Annotated in this window: 20 protein-coding genes and 3 pseudogenes; 5 read left to right on the forward strand and 18 right to left on the reverse strand. The window is 56.4% G+C overall.

The features are described from left to right. Positions 1-106 precede the first annotated feature (106 nt). The 9 genes from AB4Z52_RS18815 to AB4Z52_RS18855 all read right to left on the reverse strand — a co-directional run bounded on the left by AB4Z52_RS18815 (position 107) and on the right by AB4Z52_RS18855 (position 9,365). Positions 107-1,039 carry a dihydrodipicolinate synthase family protein gene (locus tag AB4Z52_RS18815; protein WP_442219440.1) on the reverse strand — a complete coding sequence of 311 codons (933 nt, stop codon included), beginning with the start codon at positions 1,037-1,039 and terminating at the stop codon, positions 107-109. Positions 1,040-1,067: 28 nt separating this feature from the next. Further along, the gene (locus AB4Z52_RS18820; protein WP_442219441.1) at positions 1,068-1,895 is read right to left on the reverse strand and encodes a shikimate dehydrogenase family protein; all 828 of its coding nucleotides are present in this window, start codon (positions 1,893-1,895) and stop codon (positions 1,068-1,070) included. A 4-nt stretch (positions 1,896-1,899) separates the two neighbouring features. Next, a complete protein-coding gene (locus AB4Z52_RS18825) occupies positions 1,900-2,703 on the reverse strand; it encodes a sugar phosphate isomerase/epimerase family protein (protein ID WP_442219442.1) in 804 nt (267 codons plus the stop codon). A 127-nt stretch (positions 2,704-2,830) separates the two neighbouring features. After that, positions 2,831-3,898, reverse strand: coding sequence for an aldo/keto reductase (locus AB4Z52_RS18830; protein WP_442219443.1), 1,068 nt, complete (start codon positions 3,896-3,898; stop codon positions 2,831-2,833). A gap of 237 nt (positions 3,899-4,135) precedes the next feature. Continuing rightward, the gene (locus tag AB4Z52_RS18835; RefSeq protein ID WP_442219444.1) at positions 4,136-5,458 is read right to left on the reverse strand and encodes an ABC transporter substrate-binding protein; all 1,323 of its coding nucleotides are present in this window, start codon (positions 5,456-5,458) and stop codon (positions 4,136-4,138) included. A gap of 29 nt (positions 5,459-5,487) precedes the next feature. Beyond that, positions 5,488-6,333, reverse strand: a complete 846-nt coding sequence (locus AB4Z52_RS18840; protein WP_442219445.1) for a carbohydrate ABC transporter permease — start codon at positions 6,331-6,333, stop codon at positions 5,488-5,490. A gap of 9 nt (positions 6,334-6,342) precedes the next feature. Continuing rightward, positions 6,343-7,284 (reverse strand): carbohydrate ABC transporter permease, encoded by a 942-nt coding sequence (locus AB4Z52_RS18845; RefSeq protein ID WP_442219446.1) that lies wholly within the window; start codon positions 7,282-7,284, stop codon positions 6,343-6,345. Between the two features lie 53 nt (positions 7,285-7,337). Continuing rightward, positions 7,338-8,390: an ABC transporter ATP-binding protein gene (locus AB4Z52_RS18850; protein ID WP_442219447.1), complete on the reverse strand. Its 1,053-nt coding sequence runs from the start codon at positions 8,388-8,390 to the stop codon at positions 7,338-7,340. A gap of 144 nt (positions 8,391-8,534) precedes the next feature. Beyond that, positions 8,535-9,365 carry an IclR family transcriptional regulator gene (locus tag AB4Z52_RS18855; RefSeq protein WP_442219448.1) on the reverse strand — a complete coding sequence of 277 codons (831 nt, stop codon included), beginning with the start codon at positions 9,363-9,365 and terminating at the stop codon, positions 8,535-8,537. A gap of 184 nt (positions 9,366-9,549) precedes the next feature. Here AB4Z52_RS18855 and AB4Z52_RS18860 point away from each other — a divergent pair, with 184 nt between their 5' ends. Continuing rightward, on the forward strand, positions 9,550-10,557 hold the full coding sequence (locus tag AB4Z52_RS18860; RefSeq protein ID WP_442219449.1) for a Gfo/Idh/MocA family protein: 1,008 nt from the start codon (positions 9,550-9,552) through the stop codon (positions 10,555-10,557). 500 nt (positions 10,558-11,057) lie between these two features. Here AB4Z52_RS18860 and AB4Z52_RS18865 read toward each other — a convergent pair whose 3' ends face one another. From AB4Z52_RS18865 to AB4Z52_RS18880, 4 genes and pseudogenes are all read right to left on the reverse strand, one after another. After that, positions 11,058-11,867, reverse strand: a complete 810-nt coding sequence (locus AB4Z52_RS18865; RefSeq protein WP_442219450.1) for a shikimate dehydrogenase family protein — start codon at positions 11,865-11,867, stop codon at positions 11,058-11,060. After that, a complete protein-coding gene (locus AB4Z52_RS18870; RefSeq protein WP_442219451.1) occupies positions 11,861-13,834 on the reverse strand; it encodes an FG-GAP repeat domain-containing protein in 1,974 nt (657 codons plus the stop codon). Before AB4Z52_RS18870 ends, AB4Z52_RS18865 begins: the two co-directional genes overlap by 7 nt. Positions 13,835-14,292: 458 nt before the next feature. Further along, complete coding sequence (locus AB4Z52_RS18875; RefSeq protein ID WP_442219452.1) at positions 14,293-15,117, reverse strand: IclR family transcriptional regulator; 825 nt, start codon at positions 15,115-15,117, stop codon at positions 14,293-14,295. Between the two features lie 151 nt (positions 15,118-15,268). Then, positions 15,269-15,645 (reverse strand): annotated as a pseudogene (locus AB4Z52_RS18880) (biotin/lipoyl-containing protein); the annotation flags it as partial. Between the two features lie 204 nt (positions 15,646-15,849). Between AB4Z52_RS18880 and AB4Z52_RS18885 the strand changes: the two are divergent. The 3 genes and pseudogenes from AB4Z52_RS18885 to AB4Z52_RS18895 form a co-directional block, all read left to right on the forward strand. Beyond that, positions 15,850-16,728 (forward strand): ribokinase, encoded by an 879-nt coding sequence (locus AB4Z52_RS18885; RefSeq protein ID WP_442219453.1) that lies wholly within the window; start codon positions 15,850-15,852, stop codon positions 16,726-16,728. 88 nt (positions 16,729-16,816) lie between these two features. Beyond that, the gene (locus AB4Z52_RS18890; protein ID WP_442219454.1) at positions 16,817-17,392 is read left to right on the forward strand and encodes a hypothetical protein; all 576 of its coding nucleotides are present in this window, start codon (positions 16,817-16,819) and stop codon (positions 17,390-17,392) included. Positions 17,393-17,452: 60 nt separating this feature from the next. Further along, positions 17,453-17,668, forward strand: a pseudogene (locus AB4Z52_RS18895) (IS6 family transposase); the annotation flags it as partial. Positions 17,669-17,791: 123 nt separating this feature from the next. Here the strand turns inward: AB4Z52_RS18895 and AB4Z52_RS18900 are convergent. The 5 genes and pseudogenes from AB4Z52_RS18900 to AB4Z52_RS18920 all read right to left on the reverse strand — a co-directional run. Beyond that, positions 17,792-17,932, reverse strand: a pseudogene (locus AB4Z52_RS18900) (IS110 family transposase); the annotation flags it as partial. 55 nt (positions 17,933-17,987) lie between these two features. After that, positions 17,988-18,308 (reverse strand): non-heme iron oxygenase ferredoxin subunit, encoded by a 321-nt coding sequence (locus AB4Z52_RS18905; RefSeq protein WP_442219455.1) that lies wholly within the window; start codon positions 18,306-18,308, stop codon positions 17,988-17,990. A gap of 6 nt (positions 18,309-18,314) precedes the next feature. Continuing rightward, a complete protein-coding gene (locus AB4Z52_RS18910; RefSeq protein WP_442219456.1) occupies positions 18,315-19,511 on the reverse strand; it encodes an NAD(P)/FAD-dependent oxidoreductase in 1,197 nt (398 codons plus the stop codon). Between the two features lie 234 nt (positions 19,512-19,745). Then, the gene (locus AB4Z52_RS18915) at positions 19,746-21,023 is read right to left on the reverse strand and encodes an aromatic ring-hydroxylating oxygenase subunit alpha (RefSeq protein ID WP_442219457.1); all 1,278 of its coding nucleotides are present in this window, start codon (positions 21,021-21,023) and stop codon (positions 19,746-19,748) included. A gap of 378 nt (positions 21,024-21,401) precedes the next feature. Further along, entirely contained in the window at positions 21,402-22,823 is a 1,422-nt protein-coding gene (locus AB4Z52_RS18920; protein ID WP_442219458.1) for an aminotransferase-like domain-containing protein, read from the reverse strand. A gap of 223 nt (positions 22,824-23,046) precedes the next feature. On the opposite strand from AB4Z52_RS18920, the gene AB4Z52_RS18925 reads away from it, so the two are divergent. Beyond that, positions 23,047-24,471 carry an aldehyde dehydrogenase family protein gene (locus AB4Z52_RS18925; RefSeq protein WP_442219459.1) on the forward strand — a complete coding sequence of 475 codons (1,425 nt, stop codon included), beginning with the start codon at positions 23,047-23,049 and terminating at the stop codon, positions 24,469-24,471. The last annotated feature ends 52 nt before the right edge of the window (positions 24,472-24,523 follow it).

The following is a 24,523-nucleotide window of genomic DNA, read 5'->3' on the forward strand; positions in this document are numbered from 1 at the left end:
CCGCACTGGAAAGCCGGCGCGCTCGGCAGAAAATTGCCATTCTTGAGCACGCGGTAGCCATTGCCGCGCCCTTTCAAAAGCAAAATCTGACCGCGACCGCTGCATGTTAGGACACATCCTTAATCCGCTCGCGAAACCTTGCTGTCCCTTGCTGAATATGGTCGAGCAGATCCATGACTGCCCAGTGACGCTCGGAAATGTCATAATCAGTGACGCGAGAATGGACGCTGTCAAAGGTGCCAAGACGGTTGTGCCAGACCTTTGCCAGACCCGGATAGCCCAGCGGCTCAGCCATCGCTGCTAGCGCTAGGAAGTTTTCAAGTTCGCGGCGCAGATCACTGTCTTCGGAAGCGTGCTTGTAAAGCCAGGCGTACAGGTCGGGGTGGATGTTAGTGAAAACGCCAGAAAAGCCTTGCGAACCGGCGCGCATAGCGGCTGCGGCGATGGCTGCATTGGCGTTGACGATCGCAAAGCCGGAATCGCCGGAGAGCGCGACGCGCCGCTTCACCGTTTCTAGGTCGCAGGAGACATCCTTCAGTGTTACGAAGCGGCCAGTGTCGCGGCACAGCTTGAACTCGTCGTCGCTCAAGAGACGGCGATAGGGAGCAGGGCATTCGTACAGACCGAGGGCCAAGTGGCTCGGGAGCCAACTCAATATGGCATCAAGGCTGGAACGAAATGCTTCGGTTCCCTCATTTCTTGTGTCGAGCCTGTTGCTCACCAGGACAAGCGCATCGATCCCCGTCTCGGCCATCGCCACCAGTTCGGCGCGCTGGTCATCACGGCTTTCGCTTATATGTCCTGATGAGATGACCGGTACGCGCCCGGCAGCCAACGAGACAACTTTTTTGGAAAGCTCAACTCGCTCTTCCAACGACAACTTCTGCATCTCGCTCGACTGGCAGACCGCGAAGAGGGTGTCTGCACCGTTGGCGATATACCACTCTACAAGTCGCTCGAGACCTTCCCAATCGATCCGGTCGTCCGGCGTGAAAGGAGTAAGCATAACGGGGACAATACCCCGGGCCTGGATCTTCATGACGTAACCTTTCGCTATCTCTTGAATGTTAAAGCGCAGTTCCTGCCGGCAAACCCGCAGCAAAACCTGCCATCAGGCGGATCTGCGCGAGCAGCATGTCATTCCCGTCGGACACCGTTGCACCGGCTGCCTTTGCGGCGCGCAAAAGGGTCGTCTGGCTGCTTAAGCTGGCGATATCAGCGATGAGCATTTCAGGCTGTATCGCTGCGGCTGGCATAGGGAATACTCTGTCTCCCTTGACGCCGATCGGAGATGCATTGACGACGATATCGTAGTCCCACCCGGCCGATCCATCGACCGCTCTTGCGCATTCTTCACCGCGGAAGGAATTGACCATAGTCTCGGTGAAAGCGACGGATTCAGCCGAGAGATCCATCAGATCGATTTTCCCTACGCCTTCTTCAGCTAGCGCAAAAGCGATCGCGCGACCTGCTCCGCCTGTTCCGACAATCAGCACACGGGCGCCGCGCAGTCGCGATTTCGCCTCTCCGAGTCCTTCAATGAAGCCCACACCATCAAAGAGCGCGCCATTCATCTGGCCGTCCTCTCCACGCTGGACGCAGTTGACGGCACCGACTGCCTTTGCTGTTGGCGTGAGGGTTGAACACCTCTTTGCGGCCGCGACTTTGTGAGGGATCGTGGTGCTGATACCGCAGAGGTTGGGAATGGCAGAGAAGATATCCCACGCCGCCCCGAAGTGTTCGGCGGATATCAGGAATGGCACTGCACAAATGTTCACTTCGGCAGCCGCAAAGATCGGGTTGATCAGACTCGGCGTTTGTACCTGGTGGATTGGATCGCCGAACACTGCGTAGATACGCGAGTTGCCGTCGAGGTTGGGTATATTCACTCGCATAGTTTCATTCCTTGCCGAACAGGCTGCGGCAACGATCGATCGCGATGTCCATGACCTCCGCTGGGTCGCGAGACCACCAGTCGGTGGAGAAGATCTCTACCTCGACCGCTCCTTCATATCCTGCGCCTCGCATCATCGAATGGATGCCGCGCAGGTCGATGATCCCATCACCCATCATGCCTCGATCGGTCAGGAGATGCCGCGTAGGGATCAGCCAGTCGTTGACATGAAAACCAAAGAGTCGGCCGGCCTTGCCCGCACGCTCGATTTCGGCTGCCAGTCGCTCGTCCCACCAGCAATGATAGACATCGACGACCACGCCGATGCCCGGTCCTAACGCTTCGCACAGACAATTTGCATGGGAGAGGCTGGCGATGACGGTGCGATCGCCGGTAAGCATGGGATGAAGTGGCTCAATGGCCAGCTTCACCCCAATCTTGCGTGCGCACTCGTGGACTTTGCCAACGAGATCCTCAATCCGTCGTCGTGCTGAACTCAAATCCTTTTCATTGTCTCGTAAGCCTCCCGTAAACAGGAAGACATGGTCAGCTTCAAATCTGGCGGCCCGCTCGAGCTCCGCCTCAGCCCGGTCAAGTGCGTCCGCCGCTAACGGCCCAACGCGATTATATCCTGAGACCGTCATCCCGAAATCATTCAAGACAGAAAGAGCGTCTGTCTCGCCGACCTTGGCGATTTCGTCTCCCCAGATGGAAACGGTCTGAAGTCCTCGCTCCGAGCAGAGCCGAAGAAAGGTCAACATATCTGCTCGCTCGCGCACTGTGGCGTGGTTGAAGACAATGTCTGTCATCGGCTCCTCTGAACGTTTGAATATCAATGTTTGTCGGACCGTGGCTGGGTCGCAGCCGCACTATCATGATCATGTTGTTCGTCTGGGAGGACGGATCTCTCATCTGTCCCCCAAGCACCTGATTTTGCTACCAAAACGTCCGCCTGTGGCGACGGTTTTCTGGCGTGAGCCATGGAGAAACATAGCCACGGTCAGCTTCCTCGATGAGCGCTCCCGGCGGAATAAGTTCGTCGATCTGGTCGAGTGTCGGCGCCTGAAGAATGGTGTCAAACCCAGCTTCCATGCCCTTGAACTGCTCGAGCGTGCGAGGCCCCAGGATCACGGAGGTCACCGCGGCATGCGCGAGCGGAAATGCCTGAGCCATGTGCATAAGGGACAAACCTGCCTTCGTCGCGATGCGTTCAAGTTCTGGAAGCAGTTCCAATTTGCGCCTGTTACCTTCGCGCTGCATATCGAAGCGTGTCTGTAGGATGGGGTAGTGCTGCCCCCATTGCCCTTTTACGCGCTCGGCCCTGGATCCTGACGGCGCTGAGCCATCCGCTTTGTACTTGCCGGTCAACCAGCCGCCGTTCAGAGGGCTCCAGGCGGTAAATCCCATACGGTAGTGTTGAACCGCGGGAAGGGTTTCTCTCTCTGCCGCGCGTTGAAAGATCGAATAGGGCGAGCTTTCATTGATGAACCGCGCCATCTTATTCAATCGGCTAACCGATTGAGTCTCTGCCAGGTACCAGCTCGGCAGGGTCGAGCAGCCGACATAGCGAACCTTACCTTGGGCCACAAGGTCGCTGAGAGCGCCCAGTGTTTCATCGAGATCCGTCTCAGGGTCGGGTCGATGCAATTGATAGAGATCAATATGATCAGTGTTCAGCCGTCGCAGGCTGTTTTCGACCTGCTTCATAATCCAGTAGCGCGACCCGCCCTGTTCGTTGCGTCCTTCACCAGCCGCCAGACGAAACTTGGTTGCGAGCACCACCTTGTCCCGACGGCCTTCAATCGCTTTGCCGACGATCTCTTCGGCCTCTCCATGGGAATAAGTGTCAGCAGTGTCGATGAAGTTGATGCCGCGGTCCAAGGCACAGTGCACGATGTCAATGCACTCTTTCTCGTCTGTATTTCCATCTGCTCCGTAGCTCATAGTGCCCAGCATGTATTCGCTGACCTGAACTCCAGTTCTCCCAAGGTAACGATATCTCATAGCCTATGCCTCTTCTTGAGCTCAAATGTAGCTCGGTCCGGATAGTGTTCGCGCCCGATGGCACAGGTATGCCATCTGCTTTTTCAGCCGCGGTAAGGCGAGAACTCGGGGCGGCCGAAACCACTGATTCTCGCGTCGACGTTTTGACGACGTTTCTGGATGGTCGTGTCGTGGCAGGGAGCTGGATGGAGGTGACCAAGCACTATCCATCCAGCGTCAAATCAAAGTTATGCTGCCTTACTGCGCCTTTGCGAGTGCATCGTCATACCGCTTGATCAGCTCATCGTAGGCATCTGCCGGCGATCCGTCTTTCAGGATCATTCTCTGAAAAGCTTCCCCCAAGATGGTGTGATACGTGGAGAGGATAGGGGTATAGGTCACCGTTTGGCCACGCTGGGCTACCAGATCAGCCCACTGCTTTTGATCCTTACCGGCGTCGGTCTGGAAGTATGGAGCGGTGTATGCCGATTTACGCGAGACCACTTCACCGCCCTCGGCCGCGAAAGCTTGCGCCTCCGGAGACACCATGAACTTTACGAATGTCCAAGCAGCATCCCGATTGGCGGTCTTCTTGTTGATCGCAATATTGTAGCTGTAGACCGTCTGTTTGTCGTTTGCCGTGTACCCCGGCGCCGGAGCCCAGGCCAGGTCATCACCGCCGCCTTGGTTCTTCACTGTCTTGAAGCGATAAAGGCCGAAGACCGCCATCGCTGCACTACCGGACCGGAGCGCGTCGTGCACTTCATTGAACCCCATCTGTGCGCTGCGCAGCGGTGTCACCTTGCACTTCGTGTAGAAATCTTTGATCGTTTGCGCCGCCTTGATGAACGACTCTTTTGAAAAGGCAATCTTGCCGTCAGGGGTGAAGTATTCACCGCCATTTCCGGGCAGCATTGTACTCAGGAAGAATTCTCCGAGGCTCTGGGCACCACCGAGGCCGCCCGTAGCGCCGAGCGGAACGGCGAACGGGATCGTATCCGACTGGCCGAATTTGGCGCCTGTTGCACACACTTCATCCCAGGTCGTCGGCGGTTTGACCCCGGCCTTTTCCAACATGCTCTTGCGATAGAAGAGGATCGGAATACGGAAATCTTGGGGGAGTGCATAAAGCTTTCCGGCAACCTTCGTGCCGGACAGCGGCAGGAGCCAATCCTCATCCGGAATGCCGTCCTTCTTCACCAAATCATCGAGCTGGAGAAGATTTCCAGTGGCAGCAAATTCGGGAACAGCGAAGCCGACCACGCGTATCACGTCAGGGGTCTGGGCGCCGGACTTGATGGCGCGAGCTGCGGCTCCCCCGGTCGGATCGACAAGAAGTTTGATCTTGATGTCAGGATTTTTCGCCTGAAATGCGTCGATCATCTTCGTCTGAGCAGCGGACCTCGGATCCTTTGAATTGTTTGGATCCAGAAACGTCTGGTAGATGATTTCCTTGCTCTCAGCAAAGGCTTGCGGAGCAAGGAAAGCAAAGGTGGCGGTAGTCATTCCAAGCGCGGCCACCGCTTTAATGAATTGGCGTTTTGATGTAATTGGCATGCGTCTTCCTCCCAGGTTGAACAAGCTGCGGTGTGAACTTTTTGTTTAGGTCATCAGCCTTTGACGGCGCCCGCCGTGAGCCCGGAGATGAACCACTTCTGAACGAAGCCGAACATGAGGATGACCGGCATTGATGCGATCATGACGAAGGCCATCATGTAGGACCACGAAATACCGACAGCGTCGAAAACCTGATTGACGAGGGCGACCTGCAGAGTCCGCTTCGCGACCTCAGGCGCAAAGACTGCTACGGTAATATAGTCGTTCCAGGTGGTTACAATGCCGATCGTCGCGACAGCCGCTATGCCCGGACGTATCAGCGGTAAAATCAGAGCCCAGATAATCTGGAACCGGGATGCGCCGTCGATCATGGCGGAGTCCTCGATTTCCACAGGAACTGCTTCAACGAAATTTGCGATGAACCAGACGGTCTGCGGGATGATCCTCGCCGAAAGGATGATCGTCACCACGATACCGCTATTGAGCAAACCGACCGCTTCCAGCAGATAATAGGTTGGAACCAGCAAGGCGACACCTGGCACCATCGAGGTCGCAAGAACCACCAGCATCAAAGCGCGCTTACCTTTGAACGAAAAGCGTGCTGCAGCGTAGCCCGCTGGAATGCCCACGAGGAGAGCGATGATCACGGCGCCGACGGAGTATGCAACTGAGTTCCAAAGATCGTTCAAAAAGGCCGGATCTTGGAGAACCTTGATGTAGTTCTCCAGAGTTGCCGCACTTGGCCATATGGTCGGGGGAACGGCAACCGCTTCCACTTCTGTCTTGAAAGAGGTCGCAAAGGCCCAAAGCACTGGTCCGAGAACGATAATCCCGATCACGAGGGATCCCAGGATCGCGGGGATCTGTGCGCCTGGACGGTTCGAATAAGCGTTACTCATATTGCAATCCTATCCGGTAACGCGGCCGGTGAGCCGGCTGTAAAGAGCACCAAGGGCGACATTGATGACAAGGACGACGATCGAGACGACTGCGGTCGGTCCGATGTTGACCGCCTGCACGGTTCCACGAAACGCTTCGAAGCTAAGCGTGGTCGTCGACCCCAGTGGTCCGCCGCCAGTCATGACAATGATCAACGTCATCAAGGTCAGGTACATGATCGAAAGTGTCAGCGCGGTGCTGCCCAGGGTAGGAAGGATTTCAGTGAGCGTGACGTAACGGAATTTCACGATGGGCCCCCCTCCATCGATCTCTACGGCTTCGTAGAGTTCTTTCGGGATGGACTGCATGGCTGCTGTTGCCATCACCATGACATATGGAAACGACCACCAGGCTGTGACGATAATCAGAAGGGGCAAGGCCATTCCTGGATCCCCCAACATCAATCCGGGGTCAATACCCAGCTTCTGAATCACGTAGGGTATCGGCCCAAACGACGGGTTGAGGAGCCAGAGCCAGATGCTGCCAACAACCGACATCGACAGTGTCCAGGGAAAAAGGATGAAGACGCGCAGCGCAGACCCAGCAACGCCGGCCCGGTTCAAAACCAGCGCTGAGGCCATGCCAAGGATTATGGCACCCGCTAGAGATCCGAAGACGTAGGTCAAAGAAATTATCGTCGTGTCCCAAAACCCGGATGAGCTCAGAACCTCGACGTAATTGGCGAGACCCGTAAAGCCTACGAGCTCGTAATATTTCGTTTTCTGGAAGCTCAACCAGATCACGAAGATCGTAGGATAAAGCGTTACAAGAAACAGGATCAAAATAGCGGGGGTAAACCACAGAAGGGGACCCCATCTAAAGCGATTTGCGTCGCCAGTGGCGTCCACCACGTCGCTCGTAAGGTTCGTCCCGCCTTGGTTGGTGCTGACTTGCAACGGAGATATCGACATTTGATTACTAATCCCGTGTGGACGTCTCAGGGAGAGTGGGTGGCGGGCGCGTCTTAAGACAAGCGCCGGCCGGTACTCTCGCTGAAGAGGTGTACGCGTGAAAGATCAGGGGCCACAGTGATGGTCTCGCCAGCTTTCGGGAGAACTCGATCGCGGAATATGCAGACGATCGTTTGAGTGCCATGCCGAGCGATAATCTGTGTCTCGGAACCTGTCGGTTCGACGACTGTAACTGTAAGAGGAAGTCCCTCGTTACTTAGATTGAGATGCTCAGGACGAACGCCGTAAATCACGTTCTCCGATATAGCGTCGACCCCTGCAGGCAAAGGAAGCGTGTGCCCGTTCTCAAGAACGAACCGGCCGTGCTCGACTTTGCCTTTGAGGAAATTCATCGAGGGCGATCCGATAAAACCGGCGACGAAGACGTTGGCCGGATAGTCATACAGGTCAAGCGGCGCACCGATTTGCTCGACATAACCGTCGTGCATGACAACGATCTTGTCGGCCATGGTCATTGCCTCGACCTGATCATGGGTCACGTAAACGGTCGTGGTTTTGAGCCGCTGGTGCAATTCCTTGATCTCAGCGCGCATTTGCACACGCAGCTTCGCATCGAGGTTTGAAAGCGGCTCGTCGAACAGGAACACCTGCGGATTACGAACAATTGCGCGGCCCATCGCCACACGCTGACGCTGCCCGCCCGAAAGTTCGCGGGGGTAGCGATCAAGAAGTTTGGTGAGACTGAGGATTTCAGCTGCGCGTTGGACGCGCGTCGCCCGTTCCTCGTGCGAAGCCTTTTTCAGCTTCAACGAGAAGCCCATGTTTTCGGCAACGGTCATATGGGGATAAAGCGCGTAGTTCTGGAAGACCATCGCGATATCTCTGGCCTTCGGGGGAATGTCGTTAACGGTGCGTCCGCCAATCTGGATCTCGCCGCCTGAGATATTTTCGAGGCCCGCGATCATCCGCAACAGGGTTGACTTTCCGCAACCCGAGGGCCCGACCAGCGTTACAAACTCTCCTTCATGGATATCGACAGACACGCCATGAAGCACGGCTACGGCGCCGTAAGATTTGCGAACGTCCTTCAGCTCAACATTAGCCAACTGTTTCCTCCTACCGGCCAACGAGGCGGCCACCTATTCTAAGGCGATCTCCCCGATCGCTATCGGAACGTTATTCCACTAAGGACGGCGGGTGTCAACAGACGTCAGCGGTGCGTCGAGCACCCTGATAGCTAACAACGTCTTTTAAATAATATTCCCAACCACTTGAGAACTTCTCGACGTGTTGGTTTGCGGGGTAGGCGAGGCGATCCGATAAGGCCAAAGTTGCGAAAGTTCCTCGGCAGTGGCCTTAACCTGTTCCGCTAACTGCGGGAGTACGACCGAAGAAAAGTGGTGGATGGGTCCGGCGATGCTCACCGTTCCAACAACCTGACCTGCAACACGAATGACAGCGGCGACAGCGGCGACGCCGGGTTCAGCTTCCTCGATCGCGGTGGCCCATCCGCGCTCTACGGTCTCATCCAAAGCCGCAGAGAATGTCTGCCGAGAGGTGATGACCCTCGGACCGCCTAAGTCTGTTCGACCAAGTCCGCTCGCGACAGCCCTGGCCAACGCCTCCTCCCGATCAAGGGTCGCTAGCCATGCTTTTCCGTTGGCGGTGGTGTGAAGTGGCACTTTTGCGACAAGTTCCGGCTGGTAGATCAGACCGGACCGCATGCCTTGTGAATGGGATATCCACGTCAAACCATCACGATCAAGGATCGCAATCCTGCCGAGCCCCTTCGTATTGCTCGCTAATCGGTCCAAAATCGGTTGGCAGATGTCGGGGATCCGTGTGCCGGCTAGCAGGCGCTGGCCCATCACGGCAAGGCGCAATGTAAGTCTATAGAACCCGTTCTCGGGATCCTGTTCGGCCCAGCCTAACTCACACAGACTGTTGAGCAGGCGATGCGCCGCGCTCTTCGGGACGTCCAGGCGGCGACTGATTTCGCCTAATGACAGTCCACTGGCGTTCTCACTCAACAGGGTGATGACATCGAAACAACGGTCCAGAAGGGATTTGACAAGTCGCATGATACCACGATATTCGATTAATCGGAACGCTATTCCAATAGCATTACGAGGGGCGTTTCACAAGGAGCCGCTAGAACGGCAGTTAGACCGCTATCGGCGGGTCGTCGGCGCCACCCGGTCGCGGTCCTGAATTCGTTTAAGCATGGCTTCTCGCCATGATAAACCCGCGATGAACGGAGTCGTGATGAAGATCGCAGTATTCGACGTCAGCCACTGGCATTTTCCGCTTTACATCGCTGCGCTGAAGGATCCGGGTATCGAGGTAATCGGCATATCCGACAGCGCGTTATTTGCCGGGGCACGTTTTTCCGAAGTGCTTAATTGTAAGCTCTATGGCTCAAACGATGAGCTCATGAGCCAGGATTTCGACTTCGCACTCGTTTTTAGCCGTCACTCTGATATGGCCGAACTCGCGGAGCGGCTGATCGCTAAAGGCAAGCCTTTTCTCATCGAGAAGCCGTGCGGGGTTAATCTCGAGGAGGTTCGTCGTATCCGCAGACTCTCTGAGAAACACGGCGTCTTCGTAAGCGTGCCTTTCATCATGCGCGTGAGCGACCTAGCTGATCGTCTCTCACCGACTGCTGGGTTCACGCCAGACGGTTTCCAGCATCTCACCTTCAGGTTTATTGTAGGGTCAGTGGCTCGTTATGAGCGAAACGGGTGCGCATGGATGCTTGACAAGGCGCTCGCCGGAGGTGGGTCGATGCTGAACGTCGGCGTTCATTTCATCGACTTGATTTCAAGCCTGACGCAGGCCCCCATCACTCACGTCTCAGGCCAGGTGCAGATCTATCGGCCTGATGTAACCGTCGACGAACAAGCTATATTCACCTGTCGAAATGGCGCAGGACAGATCGGCGTAATCGAGACAGGCTATTTGTATCCCTCCACCGCCGAAGATCAGCGAGATTTCGCCTTTTCGCTCTCGCATCGTCAATCCTACATTCGCGGTTACGCCGACCAGTTCTATGCCAAGTCGCGCGAAGACGAGAAGGCTTATGCGACAACCATTGAGTACAACACGGACGAGTATTACCCGATTTTCCTCCGCCGCAGCTGGGCGGATTTCGCAAATGGCCGACCTCCCGTCGCTGGTCTGCACGAAGCGGAGCACGCGCTGGCCGTTGTTGAGGCGGGCTACCGTTCGGCGGCAAACGGCGGAACGCCTGAGCAGGTTGAACCCACTCGCTAGTTTTCGTCCACAAACGCTTCTTTTTGCGAGCAGTTACAATGGCTTTTGGGCCGCTTCGGGGCGTTTTGAGGGATATGGGCAGGATTTGGGCCGGTGGTATCGGTGGAAAGGTGTTGTGGACGCGAATGCGCACACGCCGCGGGGCCAGCTGTTGCCGATGCGACGCAATTGCGACGGGTCAGCGTCAGGTGGACTTGAGGCGGGTGAAGAGGACGAGGTTGTAAGCCATGCGGCGCGTCAATCAAGATGAGACCTCTCATCCAGATCGCCGCGCTATAAAGCCACGACCGATGACCAGACGTAAGTGTTGAAGTGCTCCAGGCCGCGCCATGTGCAGCGGTCCAGGCCGTAGGCTCACTTCAGGCATGAGATGCCGGCCTCGATGCCAGCGGGACGACGCGTAACAATGATACGGGATTTGTTGCAACGCCGGATGGCCCGCGAGAACGTGATGCCTGATCGGTCAGGCATAACGCTTGGTACACCAAGTCGACCCGCAGCTAAGCCCAGAGCTCACAGATGTGGTCGACGGTGAGGTCGGCTTGTCCAGTGATCATGTGCATGCCGGAATGGGTTTCGACACCCTTTGCTGCGGCCAGCGCGAGAAGTCTGGTGGTCTCGGGCTGGGCAATGACTTCGGCGAATGTCATGCCAGGTTGCAGGAGATCTGGATTAAGCGGGAGCGCGTCGGTGTCCTGAAGGCCGAGCGATGTGGCGTTGATGACGAGCTGGCCTGCTGCCGGCTCGGGGTTGCCTGCCTTGGCAACCCTCTTTCCAAAGTCGGCATTCACCGTTTCTGCCAACGCTTCAGCTTTGTCGAACGTTCGATTTGACACCGTGATGCTATTGGCACCGGCCTCGACGAGGGCAAACGCTATAGCGACCGAAGCACCACCAGCTCCGATGATGAGCGCGTCGCGACCTTCCGTTGCGATCCCCTTCGACTGGAGGCCGCGCACAAAGCCCTTGCCGTCGAACTGGTAGCCTCGAAAGCTGCCGTCGCGCTCGCGCCGGACGAAATTGACGGCGCCGACCCGGACAGCCACCGGATCGAGACTGTCGCAGAGACCGATCGCTGTCTGTTTATGAGGTAGGGTAATGCCGAACCCCACAAGGTTCGGCATCGCCTTCAGACCGGCCCAGATTGTAGTCAGGTCCTTTGCGGGAACATGGAGCGGGACAGATACGATATCTGCTCCGCGTGCCGCAAAGAGTGGGTTGACCGCCGCTGGTGACTTGGCCTGGGCGATTGGGTCGCCGATGATTCCAATCAGCCTGGTTGTGCCGCGAATGGTGACACCGCTTACCACGACAGTTCCTCGCGCTTGAGCCAGACGATGCTGCCGTCCTCAATGCCGACAATGATGTCGAGCGCGCCGCGGCCGGCCCAGTCGACGACTTCCGGAGAGGCGACATGCATCGCCATCTGAATGGTCTCGTCCCGGTGCTTGAGCGGAACTGGCAATGCAAAGCGCGGCTCTTCCGATGTTCCGACATTGCGCGAGAAGAACAGTCCTGCCTGCTTCGTTGTATTGCGTGGCGCGCCGGTCTTCGGATCCGGTGGCACGCAGGCACGGGCATGGGTGCCGAAGATAAGATCCGTGCGACCTGTGCCTTCCCAATCGCAGAAGCACAACTTCACGCGCCCGCGCCCGCCGCCAACATCGACCGTAAAGCGCATTGCGTCCCCGTTTTCCCAACGCAGGAAACGTTTGTCGACGAGTTCCGTATCGGACGCCTTCCTCCAGTCGCTGAGGACTCCGTCCTCATCCAATGCGACATAATGAAGGTCGTTGTCCTTGAGCCAGTCGACGACGGCCGGTCGAACCCGCCAGACGGTCTTCAAGGGCTTGCCCTTGAAGGTTAGGAACTCCTCCTCGCCAAAGCGTGGCGGCAGGACCTTTTCGCCGGTGTTGCGGAATAGCCGATGACGGCCCGTGACGTCGCTGACCAGAATGTCCATGCTGCCATTGCCGGTCCAGTCGGCAAGCGTCGGGCAGGAATAGCCGAACATCTTCTCCGACGGTCCTTGGATGGAGCCCGTCAATCCGGCTGCAAGCCGGATCGGCTTGTCGCCACCCTTCAGTATGACTTCCTTATCGAGATAAATGCTGCCGTCCTTTTCCCGGCTCTGGTAGAAGAGAAGTTCGCCGGTACTGTTGCCAACGACTAGATCATAGTGCCCGTCACCGCTGAAATCGTAAGCAGCCGGGCTTGGGAGAATACCGGCGTGAATAAGTGGCTGGGTCGTCTCTATTCGGCCACGCTGCTCGAAGCGAGGAAGGCCATCCTCGCCATCACCGACATTCTTGAGAAAGCTGATATAGCCATCTTCCGCACCAACGAGGATATCTTCACGTCCGTCACCATCCCAGTCCACCACGCAGGGTAGATGGATGCACTGTTCGAGTTCCAGAACCTTGTCATCGAGAGCGCGGATAAGGCTGGTGGGTTCGAATGTGCCGTCCTCGCGCTGTTTTGCGATATGCAGGATATTCCAAAATTCGCCTGCAACGACACTCTGACGCTCTGCGCCAAAACGGCCAAATGCAGGGGCGAGTTGGCCGTAGACCTCGAACGGCGTTTCGCCCGAGATGAGGGCATGACCCTTTTCAAGCACGGGAGCTGCGAGCGTACCCTTGTTCTTAAATGCGTATAGGAAGCCTCGCAGCGGTCCACCGAGCCAACGACCGGCGTCGTCATAGCCGCGATAACCTTCGTCGTTCCATTCCAAACCATTTGGCCAGTAGTCGTTCCAGTAGTCGCTACCGACGATTAGTTCCGGCACCCCGTCGCCGTCGATATCGTGGAACCGGGCCATATGGAAATATTCGTTACCCTTGACCCAGTCGGCATCAAGATCAAGACGCACGGGATCTCCGAATTCTGGCGCCCCTTTTTTCCCGACGTTAGGAAATACATAAATCTGCTTACGAAGCCGTGACGCCGACACAAGGTGGAAAATATCCCCATCCCTGATGGCCGTCACATAGCCGCGAACGCCTTCGACCAGCTCCTCTTCACCCAAAATTGGAGTGCCGTCAGGATTAGAGCCGATCTGGCGGCGCAGGAAGACGCGACCGTCATAGCAGGCGTCCCATGCCGAAATTAGCATGTCCTTCGTGCCTCTACCGCTCCAGTCAACTATCTCAACACAGGTGATGATCCGGCCTGCGACTGCTGCGGTCTTGACGTCCTGATGGTACTTCAATGCCTCCGAGCCGTAGTCGGGACCGTGCCAAACAGTGGCGTCGTCCTCCCATCGCGTCACGCTCATCGCAAACCCTCCCTAAGTGTGGATTTAAATGGAAATGATTTCTAAAACGAAACGGCCTTTCAAATCCAGCGAAAAATCGATGCCGGCGCTTCTTCGAAAAAATCGCTTCACGAACTCAGGGGACGACGTTTGGACAAAGAAGCGGAGACTGATGTTATGTCCGACTAAGCACAGGGTAACCGAGAGTGCACTGACACGTCTCTCGCATGTCCAACTCGGTCGATTGGTGCGAACTGATCAGATAACAGCGCAGAACATTATCCGATAGGTGACGTCATTGGCCCGTGGACTAATGATTTTCTCGGCCAGCAGAGCGCGGGAGGCTGCGGAACTTCCTCCTCGGAAAGCCTGCGATGATGTGTGCGATGGCAATGGTCAGCAATCTTATCGACATATACCTGCGGAAATAGGCGAAACTCCGAAAAGGTGATGTGAAGTGCAGTGCAGCTAGATACCCGCTACCGCACTGCTCCCGTTGCAACGATCAGTGGCGTCATGGTTCGCTGACGAACTCGCAGAGGCCAGATATCGCTCAATTCCGCCGCTGCCTTATTGAGAGAGCGGACTAAGTCAGGCCAACGGTCTTCAGTCAGGCGCATAAGAGGCCCTGCAACGGAAATCGTTCCTGCTACCGGAGCTTCAATGTCAGAATTCGCCCGAAACGGAACTGCAACCGCTGCGGTACCAGCCTCTCCCTCTTCGACAGAGGTTGCGAAGCCCCGTTCTCGGGTTTCATTCAGCCGAACTCGTAGTTCATCAATTGAGCGGGCAGAATTAGGACCCAGCTTTCGTTTAGCCGTAAACCCGCGAGAATAGACGACTTCCAGCGCCCGCTCTTCAGGCAGAGTAGAAAGCCATGCCTTCCCATTCGCCGTTGCGTGGAGAACAATCTCTTGTCCCATGTCCGGATCATATCGGAGGCCGGTTGTCGCACCTTGTGCACGTGCCACCCAGACTAGATCCTGACCTTCCAGGATTGCTAGGCGACAATATTCCTGCGTTTCCGCGGCCAACCGATTCAAAACGGATTGGACCACGTCAGGCACATTCCGCGCATCAAGATTCCGGAACGCTAAGGCGCTCAATCTAAGAGAAAGGGCATAGTGTTGACTCGCGGCATCTTGGGTCACCCACCCGTGGCCAATCAGCGTCGTCAAAAGACGATGGACCGCACTAGGCGGCATATCGAGGCGTCCGGCGAGGTCGGACAACTCAATCGGTCCTGCTTCTCCAGCCAGCACTTCCAAAAGGGTGAGGCATCGTGATACGGCTGCGACGGTCAAACCTTAAATCTCCTTTTAATACAGCATATAAGGTTTGTTTCCAATTTGGAATAGGCTTCCACAAACGATCCTCATCTGTCATTGGCCGGGTGCTCGTCCAAGATCATTATAGGACTCTCAGCGCCATTTTCTTTGGCGCTCAACTTGACAGTCACTTCCGTAAAATGGTCGGCGTCGATGGTGAATTTAGCAGATGCTTGGTATCGATCTGATCGCTGGCCTGCGATGACTTCTGCCACCGTCCCGTCCTTTTAGGCATGCAGCGCCGTCTGCATTTTCATCGCCTCGATGGAGAACAGCACGTCGCCGATCTCACGACCTGGCCACCCATCATGAGGACGCACCGCATCGGCGCGCTGAGATGAGCGTCATCGGCGGCATCCAACTTGCGGCGAGCCGCGCCCTTGGTTGCGCCGTGCGCCCCGACCGGCACCTTGATGCGGCGCGCTGGCGGTGGAGCTCGAAGAACACCGTGACCGTGCTTTGGCGGACCACAACGCTCATCACCTGATTGACGATGGCCAGCGTCACAAGACTTGATTGAAATAGAAATCGATTCTAAAAGATAAAGCAATTTCAAATATGGGATCTGCAAATGAGAGTGAGAGCTGATGGCGTCGTTCCAATGACGCTCACCCGAATGACTACAGACGATCTCATTGCTAGGCCAGGTCATGAGGGAACCGAACGATTCCGCGCCGGCGTCGCAAAGCAAGCTTAGGATTAGCAGTTATGATCGTCACGTTTGGCTCAATCAATGTTGACCTCATCTATCTAGTCGAGGAGATACCTCAAGCGGGTCAGACCGTCTTAGCGCGGGGTTCGCGAACCGAGGCTGGCGGGAAGGGGGCCAACCAAGCATTGGCAGCTGCGCGGGATGGCGCGAAGGTCGTCATGACGGGGGCGGTCGGCGACGACGCTATGGCCCCTATCGCCCTTCAGAATTTGGAGGGCAAGGTCGATATCAGCCGCGTGGTCCGATCGAGGGAACCCACTGGCTCCGCCGCGATAATGATCGATGCCAATGGCCGCAACATGATTGCGGTTGCAGCAGGTGCCAACCTTGTCGCGCAATCTGATGGTGTTGAAGATGAGCTGCTTCGGAATGCAAGTTACGTCCTGATGCAGATGGAGAACCACGCAACTCAGATCGAAAATCTAATCAGACGCGTTTGCAATCATTCTGCTAAATCGATCCTCAACCTCGCGCCGGCCCACCGGCTGGAGCGCGACCTTCTGTCCCTGGTCGACATTGTAGTTGTCAACGAAGACGAGGCCGAAGCTCTTGCAGGTTGGCTTAGATGCGAGCCGGGCGCGAGATCGTTGTCAGACGCTCTCAACACCGGGGTCTTACGTACCATGGGAGGCGAGGGAGCCGAAGCTTTCATCAACGGCGAGGAGTTAAGGGTACCGGCGCTGCCCGTTGATGCCGTGGATACGACTGCGGCAGGCGACTGCTTTGTAGGGGTGCTGGCTTCGGCTCTCGATCGAGGCCTCTCTTTCGACGCGGCAATGCGTCGAGCGGCAACGGCGGCTGCAATTGCCTGCTCCCGTCCGGGAAGCCAGTCGAGTATTCCCCACATCACCGAGACGGATAGTTGGATGACCTGAGAAACGAGGCGAGAGCAACGCACATTGGGTGCGGACCTTCGAATGTGACTGAAGACGTCGTCAATCAAACTACTACGGACGGCATGCAATGAGCTATCCTGCATTTATCTCGGCCGTGTTCATTCTCCTCCTGAGCCCAGGGCCAACCAATACACTTATGGGGTTGGCATCGGCACGCAACAGCTTCTGGCGCGTTCCAAAATTATTACCTGCCGAACTGTGCGGCTACCTCGCCACGATCCTGCCACTCACGTGGCTCGGGGGAGAGTTGATCAGCCGTTGGCCGGAAACCGTCCTCATGTTGAAGGTCGCGGCAGCGATCTGGGTCATGTATCTCGCTACAAAGCTCTGGATGGCGGGAAACAGTGAAATCACGTACGGCAGAGTCACCGCTCAACGCATATATGTGACGACGATGCTCAACCCCAAGGCCCCGGTGGTTGGACTTGTTCTGTTACCTCGACCAACAGCGCCGGACTTCTTGCCCAAGCTCATTTTTTTCGCCGCTCTGGCAAGCATCGTCGCCATGATTTGGGGTGTGATCGGCAGGCTGACGCAGTTAGGTGCGCAAAGCCACAGCCGCTATATAATACTCCAGCGGGCCGCGTCCGTCTGGCTGGCCATCGTGTCCTGCACGGTCGTCGCGGGACTGTTTCAAACCTGAGAGTGCGCGGGGGCATCGTCAACTTAACGGAACGTGGAATTCGATGTGCGATGACGGGCCATGATAGACTGTGATCCGCTATATCGCCATCGCTTTCCCGCTGAAGTCATTGCCCAAGCCGTATGGCTTTATTTCCGTTTCCCTCTCAGCCTGCGGATGGCCGAGGACTTGCTTGCTGTCCGTGGGATCATTGTCTCCCATCAGACGGTTGTCCGGCTGTGGGCGAAGAAATTTGGGCGGACCTTCGCTAACAACATCCGTCGTCGCTCATCCGGCCAGCTTGGAGCCGCGCGAGCGGTAGTTGCTGACAGCGAGCCGTGCACCAAAACTACTGCGACATGCAAATCGGCTCGTTGACCGAAAAGACAAAATAACATACTAGTCAGTCAGATTTGCGATTCAAAATCGATAATTTTCACGCTTCCTGAGCATGGCCCATCTTGTCCGAGCCATCTTGTTCGCCAGTGCGACCGCCACCAGCATGCGCGGCTTCTTCGCGAGCATCCGCGAAAGCCACGATCCTTGTACTGGCGGTTTGCGACACGCCCAACTCAGGCGCGCCTCCCCGAGCTGGAAGGCCGTCAAGGAGACCCAACTAGACGGCGCACAGAACCCGATCTCCGTCAACCTTCGTCTTGAATGTGTTCACGGCACACTCGGCAGGCCCGCGCTTGACCTCGCCCGTGCGAATGTCGAAGAGAGCGCCGTGCAACGGGCATTCGATCAGACCATCCTCCAACCATCCGTCCGAAAACAAGGCGAAGGCATGAGGGCAAATGTTGTCGGTTGCGAAAAAATCGCCGTCGACGTGGTAGATTACCACCCAGTTTTCATTATGCTTGAAGTGGTGCATTCCTCCGTCCGGTATATCGGCAACACCACAAGCGTCGATCCAGGTTTCTTCCATCACAGTCATGCTGCCTCACAGTGTCGCTTGAGTTTCAAGTCCAAATTTGGCGGGAATGGGAAGGCCCTTACGCAGAGCCCGCCTCAGTTCGGATATCTGTCTGCCCGAGTTTATCCCGATTGCTCCCAGGAACCGGCCGGCGTCATCCCACGCGATGTCGACCCAGGCGTTTTGGGATTCGCCAGGATGAGTGACCATCCGCGAAGCGGTAAGGGGCAGCCCAAGGTATTGAATGCTCGCCTCGTATTGATCCGACCAAACCCAGGGCATCTCGCGATACCCATCTCCAAGTGAGCCAAGGGCAGCTTCGCCTACGATCGTCCCTTGATCGGAAGAAGTTGTCCAGCATTCTGATCGCGTCAGAAGCCCAAGCCGCTCCAAGGGATACCTCGTCGCTTCACCCGCGGCGAGAATGTAGGGATCGCTTGTCCTGCCATGGATATCGACTGCAATTCCGCCATCGACATCAAGTCCGCAATCAACTGCGAGTTCAACATTGGGGAGAACGCCAATCCCGACTAGCACTGCATCGGCCGGGATTTCGCCGCTGGCGGTCCGTACGATCATCCCTCCAGTAGAAGGGTCCTCTGCGATCTGGTCGACTTGCGCGCCTAGCTTTATGTCCACGCCGTTCTTCTTATGCAGGTCATGAAGCCAGGTGCTCAGACTTTCGGGGGCAACGCGAGCAAGCAGGCGTGGCTGAGCCTCCAGGACCACCGCCTCAGCTCCGAGTGCGCGAGCGGACGCCGCGACTTCCAACCCAATGAAACCGCCACCGATGATTGCTATCCGGTTGCCCGGGCACAGAAAGGGCCTGAGCTTCTCGGCGTCGACAGCAGTGCGAAGGTAGTGAAGTCTTTCGCTCGTTGGATTGTCGACCTCTAGCCTGCGCGGTCTCGAACCGGTCGCGAGGATCAATTTCTCGTAAGAAATCTCGCAGCCGTCGTCGAGCAACACGCGCTTCTGCCTGCGATCTACTTTGGTTGCCCGCGTAGAAAAGAGCTGAGTCAGGTTTGGAAAGGAACCCCGAACTCCAAGCGACCGCAGCGGCTTGTCGGACGTCAATAGTTCCTTGGAAAGCATTGGTCGTTCGTATGCCGGCCGATCCTCGTCCGAGATCAGCGTCACATCGCAAAGAGGATCAAGCTCAAGTATGCGGTGTAGCGCGCGGTAGGCTGCAACTCCTCCGCCGACGATCACTATTTTTGACATCGTTCCTCGCAAAATCAGGCTAAAGCAACTTTTGTCCGTTCGGAGCTGTTGGCTTTGACGACGCAGATTTTCGAACGGCCAGATTGTTGGCCGCTCATTCCGGTGATGCGGACACTCTCAGGTGATGCCCGAGATGGTGGAATGACGGATCATTCGACTTCTGCTAATGCCGTAGAAACCGTCAGTCGCATCAAGCTGCCTATGCAGTTCTTCTGTCCTCAGGTTTCGACCCGCTTACGCAGCGTCTTCCGCTGGCAGCGTTTCAACTGCGCGCATCATGGCCTCGAGGTACCACTTCGTGAATCTTGCGGTCTTGTACTCGATCGGGAGGGCGTAGGGGCCGGGGTTATAGAAGCGCGACAGAACACCCAAATGATTGTCTTCGACAATCTTTTTGTCGGCAGCCGACGTCACATCCCAGAGCCAGGTAACCTTCTCACGATGGTAGTCAACACCTTCCTTGGCGTCGCCGCGGACGAGCCAGGTGAACGTGAGTGTGGTCTCGTCGGCCGACTTGGGCGAGTAGCAGAACATGCCGCCGTAATCGGAGTACGTGATGAAGTGATTGTGCGGGCCTACGTAATAGAGCGAGAAGGCACCGTCGTGGGCAGGAAGGTTACCCATTATCGGAGCAACAGGGTTACCGTCGCTCGTTGCGCTCAGAACGCCCGGCTTCATCGGCACACGGTCGGCAAAGGTCATTTCGTGACCCTCGGGGGCGTTGAGCGCCCAGAGGTCATTGCAGACGAAGTTGAGGTCCAGAGCTTTTGTGCGCTCAACAAGCTCCTGGCGAAGCTGCGCTTCGTTCGGGAGGCCCATACCGTGCAGATCAGAGAACTCGGGGTGCGCCGGACCACAGTGCATGCACTCGACTTGGTTCTCGAGGGCCAGCTTCCAGTTCGCCTTGAAGGTAATCTTGTTCTGGTGGATTACCTTGGCGTTTGCCCAATCGTAGTTCCCGTAGATGCCATCGACCGTCTGAATTGCCGTATCGATTTCGAGTGGACTTTCGGAGAGGCTTACCAGGATGAGACCCTGAGCAACGCGCACAGGCAGACGGGTTAGACCATGGCTTGCCTTGTCGAAATTACGAGGCATCATCCGAGCGTGCTGCAGCGAACCGTCGAGACCGTATGACCAAGCGTGGTAGGGACAAACCAGCGTATTGCCCTCGGCTTTGCCACTGCCATCGCAGATGCGCGATCCGCGGTGTCTGCAAACGTTGGACATGGCATAGATTTCGCCATCCTGCGCACGGGTTACGATGATCGACTCCTTGTCGATGTCGTAAACAAGGTACTGGCCGGCTTCCGCGATTTGGCTTTGATGCCCTACGCAGTGCCAATGCTTCATGAGAACGTTGTCGATCTCGAAGCGGTAGATTTCGGGAGAAGTGTAAAATGCCTGCTGTAGTGAGTAATCGCCCGGCTGGTTCGCGATTAGCTTTGCGATTGTGTTCCCAATGGGCGAACTATTATTCGCAAGAAAATTCCGGTTTGGCTTATCCAGCATAGCGGCCTTCTTCCAAAATTTGCGCTCAGGCATGGCCTTGACGGCAGGTTTGCGTCCACGATTTACGCAGTATCAGGTCGATCGGAGGCAATTGATATATACAGTTTCTACCAATCAGAACATGCACAGTTTCTGGCCGGTCGCCGCCTAGTCGATCGATGACTCAGGACAGGTGCCGCCGCTGGAGTGCTTGAGTGGCGGTGGTTTTCCGAGGATTTTGGCGGGGTCTCTTAGCGAAGTCGGTAATTTTCACCGAGGGAAAAACCTCCAATATCTCGCTGGGTTTTCGGTAAAATGCGGCGCTTCGCGCTTGAATTCGCGGAGCGGTGGCACGCATGTTCAGCGAACCCGCTGAGCTACTCCTTGCGCCGGCGGACGTCAGATTTTCTTCTTGGACTGAACCGACAGATCAACGAGTTCCTGGAGCTGTCCGTAATCGCCTTCCATCCAGGATGCCGAGAGATTGATTCCGAAGAAGTTGTGGAATCCATCAGAGGGTGAAAACATTGGTCCTGGCGCGAGGCTTAGTTTCAAATCCAGCGCCGCGGTCGAAGCACTTATGGCGTCAAACCCGAATGGGCCGCGTACCCAACACATGTACCCGCCTGTAGGTTTGGAGAACGTGAAATTCCTGGGAAGCAGTTGGGTTAGAAGGCGCAACCCTTTCTCCGCCCTGGCTGACAGGGAACGCCGTAACCGGCGGATGTTCTTGTCGAACTGGCCCGACCCAACATAGTCAGCAAGGGTCTGTTGGAGAAGCTCGTCTCCCAGCAGTAGGTTGTTGAGGAATTTTCGTTCCATCAGCTGAGGGGTAGACTGACGACCAACAACCCAGCCCAGGTTAAAATTGGGGCCCAAGACGTCGAGAAAATTGCCAAACAGGAGAGACTTGTTCGATGTGATGTGAGCCATAACCGGCTTTCTGATCTGCTCCTTGTAAGAAAGCTCGGAAAACAGATCGAACTCGATTGTCGGGATCTCGTGCATCTCGATTATCCGCGCGAGTTCAGCGACGGTTTCCGCGCTCGAACTGACCCCGGTGGGAAAGTGGTTCAGAGGTGAAAGTATTGCTGCCTTTACCCGGAAGTTCCCGAGCAGATAGGCGAGCTGCCCAGGGTCGATACCCGTAGTGGGATGAGAATAGATCTCGAGGACTCTCAATCCTCTCTTCTGCAAGGAAAGAACAAGGGGGAGGTAAGTCGGAGTGTCGAGGAGCACTGTATCGCCGCGCGCAGTCAACATATCCAGGCAAAGGTCAAAGCCTTGGAGACCCGTGTTCGTGATCACGACATCTTGGACACCAACATCTAAGCCTCTGACAACAAGCTTTTCTGCGATCAGGGTACGCAAATGCTCGTTGCCTTCCTGCGGGTTCGGCTGAACACGGAGGGCAGCCGACTGACGAGACGTAAGCCGCAGAAATCGGTGAACCTCCTCGGTCTGAAAAATCTGGGGATGAGGGTTGATCCCACCAAAGCCCCCCGGCTCTTGCTTGTGCCACTGCGACAGCATCGCGTAGGTAACATCGGCAACGGAGACGGATTGCGCGCGCTCTCCGATGAGCTTGGGCTCCCTTGCTGAAACACCACTGCCCTGGTCGGTAACATAGTAGCCGGAACGTGGCAGCGGCGCGATTACCCCAGCCGCAGTCAGGATTTCGTAGGCGTGTTGGACCGTGATCGGACTTATCGCGAGCTGCCTGCTTAGCTTTCTGATCGATGGCACCTTGCCGCCGGGCTTGAGCGATCCTCGAGCAACTAATTCGCGGATGTGCTTTTCCGCCACTTGATACTTCAGCATGGGTCTTTCCGCTTCGAGCCGCCGACCGGCAGTGGGCGCTACTGCACCAATCTGTACTTATCCGGATCGGTATAAACTGTCTATATGAATGGCCCCGGCTTGGTGGTGTTATTTCTGCGGAGTCCAGGGGGGAAGGCTTGTCGCATCAATGCATGCCGGCAGTGCCCGCTTCGAAATGACGCACAACGCTCAATAATGCTAACTGTAAAGTCTGAGGAGCAGCATGAAAAACGCAAGCAAGTTCTACATCGACGGGAAATGGGTAGAGCCCAGCTCCAACGCGACTCGCAATCTGGTCGATCCGGCAACTGAAAAAGAGTTCGCCACGATTGCTATGGGTACAGCCGAAGACGTCGATAAGGCGGTCGCAGCAGCACGGCGGGCTTTTCCCAAATTCTCGAAGTCAACGATTGCGGAACGAATTGCTTTGCTTGAGAAGATCGACACCATCTTCCGCCGGCGCGAGCAAGAAATCGCCGACATCGTCACGCAGCAGATGGGAATGACGCACAACTTGAGCACCACGGGCCTGTTGGACTGGTGCAAGGTCCACACGGCGCTCACAATCGAAATCCTTAGGAAGTTCGAATTCGTCGAGAAGATGGGGACTACCACCGTTTACAAGGAACCAATTGGCGTCGTCGGACTGATCACTCCCTGGAACTTCCCCATTGGCCTAATCTTCACGAAGGTTCTTCCCGCGATCGCGACCGGTTGCACGATGGTTTGCAAACCAAGTGAAATGACGCCGCTCGACGGGATTGTCTTTGCAGAGATCATGGACGAAGCTGGCGTGCCGGCCGGTGTCTTCAATCTCGTCAACGGCGATGGCCAGACGGTGGGCGAGGCGATCTCCAAGCATCCTGGCATCGACGCTATCTCCTTCACCGGGTCGACGCGTGCTGGCATTCAGATCACCAAAGCCGCGGCAGATACGGTGAAGCGTGTGGCCTCGGAATTGGGCGGAAAATCCGCGAACATCATTCTGGACGACGCCGATTTCGCTACCGCCATCGAGAACGCCGTCGCTGCGTGCTTTTACATCAATGGCCAGGCATGCGATGCGCCTACGCGCTTGATTGTGCCGCGCGCTCGGATGGAAGAGACGGTCGAATATGCCAAGAAGGCCGCGGACGCTTACGTCATTGGACGACCGAGCGATCCGAAAACCACGATGGGTCCCGTCATGAACGCTAACCAGTTCAAGCGGGTTCAGGAGATGATCCAGTCCGGCATCGACCAAGCCGCTCGCCTTGTGTGCGGGGGAACGGGACGGCCGGAAGGTATAGAGGCTGGTTACTTCGTCAAACCAACGGTCTTCGCTGACGTCACGCGCGATATGCGCATCTTCCGCGAAGAAATCTTCGGACCAGTCCTCAGCATCACCGCCTACGACAATCTCGATGATGCCATCGAGATTGCTAATGACACCGTTTACGGTCTTGCCGCTCATATTACCGGGAAGGACATAGATACGGTTCGTCATGTTGCGCGCGAGGTGCGTGCTGGTTCGGTCTATCTGAATACACCTGATTGGGATCCCAAAGCACCGTTCGGTGGATATCGTCAGTCTGGCAATGGCCGAGAGTGCGGTGAGCACGGCTTTACCGATTACCTCGAACTCAAGGCCGTCATTGGCCACGGTTGATATACCACCAATTAGGAGGGCTGTGCCGAACCCGGCGCAGCCCCATACAGTC

The organism is Rhizobium sp. 2YAF20, from assembly GCF_052114685.1.
GTDB lineage: Bacteria > Pseudomonadota > Alphaproteobacteria > Rhizobiales > Rhizobiaceae > Rhizobium.